At 70.9% G+C, this 3,028-nt stretch carries 3 protein-coding genes; all 3 read right to left on the reverse strand.

Annotated features, from left to right (window positions below; translation table 11 throughout):
- Positions 1–90: 90 nt before the first annotated feature.
- The 3 genes from ABZ281_RS44200 to ABZ281_RS44210 all read right to left on the reverse strand — a co-directional run bounded on the left by ABZ281_RS44200 (position 91) and on the right by ABZ281_RS44210 (position 2,858).
- Positions 91–1,848 (reverse strand): LCP family protein, encoded by a 1,758-nt coding sequence (locus ABZ281_RS44200; protein WP_356663899.1) that lies wholly within the window; start codon positions 1,846–1,848, stop codon positions 91–93.
- Between the two features lie 16 nt (positions 1,849–1,864).
- Positions 1,865–2,608: a nicotinate-nucleotide adenylyltransferase gene (gene nadD / locus ABZ281_RS44205; protein WP_298564853.1), complete on the reverse strand. Its 744-nt coding sequence runs from the start codon at positions 2,606–2,608 to the stop codon at positions 1,865–1,867.
- An 85-nt stretch (positions 2,609–2,693) separates the two neighbouring features.
- Positions 2,694–2,858 carry a hypothetical protein gene (locus ABZ281_RS44210; protein ID WP_191971506.1) on the reverse strand — a complete coding sequence of 55 codons (165 nt, stop codon included), beginning with the start codon at positions 2,856–2,858 and terminating at the stop codon, positions 2,694–2,696.
- Positions 2,859–3,028: the final 170 nt, after the last annotated feature.

Genomic DNA, 3,028 nt, shown 5'->3' on the forward strand with positions numbered 1-3,028 from the left:
CACCCCCGCCCGGCCGAAGTGAAGCGACGAGGGGAGGCTGCCCGACCGTCAACTCCACCAATCACAGCCACACTTAGCAGCGACAATCTACTAGCCGGACGACGGCTTGTAGTCCTGGCCGAGGACCACGGAGACGTCCGCGCTCCCCGAGGTCCTGCCCTTGGTGACGGAGCCCGTGGGCAGGCCGAGGGTCTTGGCGACCTCGGCGGCGTTCGCCTTGTCGGCGGCGTCGGCGTAGACGACCTCGGAGGTGGCCCGGGCGGTGCCGGTGCCGCTCTCCAGGAAGGTGAAGCCGCCGTTGAGGAGCACGACCCTGGCCTTCTCGGTGTTGTCCTTGACGCCGGTGGCGTTCTGCACCGAGACGCTGACGGCGGCGTCCTTGTCGGGGCTCTTGGCGGTGCCGCCGAGGACGTCCTTGACGACCCGCGCGCTCGTCTGGGCGCTGAGCGTGCCGTCGTTCTGGACGGGCAGCAGGTCGGTCTTGACGTCGCCGCCCTTGGCGAGGTCGGAGAGCCCGGCGAGGAAGGTGCCGAGGTCCTTGTCGGTGAGGGACGGGTCGAGGATCTGAGCGAGGGTCTGGATGGTGGTCGTCGCGGCCTGCGGGTCGGAGGACATCTTGCGCAGGACGCCCTGCATGACCTGGCCGAAGCGCTCCAGCTGGGCGTTCTGGGCTTCGCCCGGAGCGCGGTAGGTGGCGTAGGCGACCGCCATCTTGCCGCTCAGGGTCTGGTCCCGGCCCTTGCTGACCAGCGGGGCCTCGCCCTTCTTCTTGGCGGCGGGGTCGGGCACCTCGGCGTCGGTGTCGACGTCGATGTTGCCGACGAGGTCGACGAGGTTCTGCAGGTAGGGGGTGTCCAGGCGCCAGGTGCCCTCGATGTCGGTGCCGAGGACCGTGTCGAGCGCGTCGCGGGTGCCGTCGGAGCCGTCGTCCTCGACCGACTTGGCGAGCGTCGTCGTGGTGCCGTCGTCGCTGGTCAGGGCGAGGGAGTTGGGCACCAGGACGGTGGTGCCCCGCTCGGTGGTGGTGTTGTCGACGAGGAGGGCCGTGGAGGTGCCGCCGCCCTTGGTGTCGTGCAGGTGGACGACGATGACGTCGCGCTTCTGGGCGCCCGCGGCCGTCGCGGGGCCCGCCTTGGAGTCCTCGGACGACAGACCGGGCAGCTTGCCCGCGTACCAGAGGTAGCCGACGCCGCCGGCCACGACGAGCGCGAGGACGACCACCTGGGCCATGATCCTTCCGCGGGCCCGGCGCCGGGCCTCCTCGCGGCGTTCGGTGCGGTTCTCGGTGAACTTCAGCCAGTCGATGACGTCTTCGGAGTTGGCGTCCGGTTCCTCGACGAAGGCGAACTGCTCGGTGTGGTACTCCCGTTGCGGCTCGGCGGGGGCTTCCTGGTCGTGGTCGGGGCCGGCCTGCTGCGGGATGTGGGCGGTCTGCCGGGCGGTCTCTTCGGCGACCCGGGGCTGCCGGCCGATGGTACCGGCGGTGGCCTGGCCGTAGGGGTCGTGCGGGGCGCCCTGCGCGGCACCGCCACCCTGGTGCGGGGCAGTGCCGTACGCGTCGTAGGAGCCGTAGTCGGCGGCGGGCTGCCCGCCGGTGCCGTAGTCGTACGCGGGCGGGGGCTGCTGCCCCTGCTGCGCGTACGGGTCGTAGCCGTAGCCCTGCTGCTGCTGGTGCTGCTGGTGCTGCTGGTGCTGCTGGTGCTGCTGGGTGTACGGGTCGTAGGTCTGCTGCGGGGCCTGCTGTGCCGGGACCTGCCGGTAGACAGGCTGGCCGTACTCGTCGTAGCCGACGAGTTCGTACTGGTCGGCGCCGTATCCCGCGGCCCCCGCGTCGTATCGGTCGTTCACCGGTGCCCCTCTCGGCTCACTCGCCGCGGTACAGCTCGCGCTTGTCGATATAGCGCACGACGCCGTCCGGCACCAGATACCAGATGGGGTCGCCCTTGGCGACTCTCGCACGGCAGTCCGTGGAGGAGATGGCCAGAGCCGGAACCTCCACGAGCGAGACACCGCCCTCCGGGAGTCCGGAGTCGTCCAGGTGGTGACCCGGCCGGGTGGCTCCGATGAAATGCGCCAGGGAGAACAGCTCCTCGTTGTCCCGCCAGGTCAGGATCTGGGCGAGCGCGTCGGCGCCGGTGATGAAGAACAGGTCCGTGTCGGGGTTGAGCGCGCGCAGGTCGCGCAGAGTGTCCACGGTGTAGGTGGGGCCGCCCCGGTCGATGTCGATGCGGCTCACGGAGAACTGCGGGTTCTCGGCGGTCGCGATGACCGTCATCAGGTAACGGTCCTCGGCCGGGGAGACGCTGCGGTGGGTCTTCTGCCAGGGCTGGCCGGTCGGCACGAAGACCACCTCGTCCAGGTGGAACGCCGCGGCGACCTCGCTGGCCGCCACCAGGTGCCCGTGGTGGATCGGGTCGAAGGTGCCGCCCATGACACCGAGGCGGCGCTTGCCCGGTCGCGACGGGCTCTTTCCGGGGCCGTCGGTCCGGTCGGCCACCGCGGAGGCACGGCGGGGCTCCGAGTGCCGCTCGGTTCCGCTCGCCGTGTCCTGTGCCGGGTCGTGCGGCGTCTCGTTCGCCGGACCGGTAGGCATGTCCTGCTCTCCCATGCGTGCAGACCCTACCGGCCCTGTCTGAGGGCTCCGGCCGCCCCCGTGGTCCCCCGGGCGTCCTCGGCCGGATGCCCGGCCGGTCTCAGCGGTCGCGGTTGAAGCGGGTGGTGACCCACAGCAGGAGCAGCAGGGCGAAGAGGGCGCCACCGCCGGTGAGGTAGGGGCTGAGGCTCTCGTGGTTTCCGCCGTGCTCTTCGCCCTCGGCGGCGAGGGTGACCAACTGGGCAGCGGTGCTGTGGAAGCTCATCTTCGGCAGGACCTATCGCGTGAGGGCGGGTTAAAGACGTCGGCTCATCGTAAGCGGGCGCCCGTTCCGCGATCACCCCGACTCCGCTTCCGGCAGGGACAGGGTCGCGAGGCTGCCGATCAGGAACGTGCCGGCGAGCACCGGGGCGACCTTCTGCACTCCGCCGTAGT

Source organism: Streptomyces sp. NPDC006265, from assembly GCF_040613555.1.
Taxonomy (GTDB): Bacteria; Actinomycetota; Actinomycetes; order Streptomycetales; family Streptomycetaceae; genus Streptomyces.

Coding starts and splice junctions, on each gene's coding strand:
- nadD (WP_298564853.1), bottom strand. CDS start 2,608: ATGGGAGAGCAGGACATGCCTACCGGTCCGGCGAACGAGACGCCGCAC.
- ABZ281_RS44210 (WP_191971506.1), bottom strand. CDS start 2,858: ATGAGCTTCCACAGCACCGCTGCCCAGTTGGTCACCCTCGCCGCCGAG.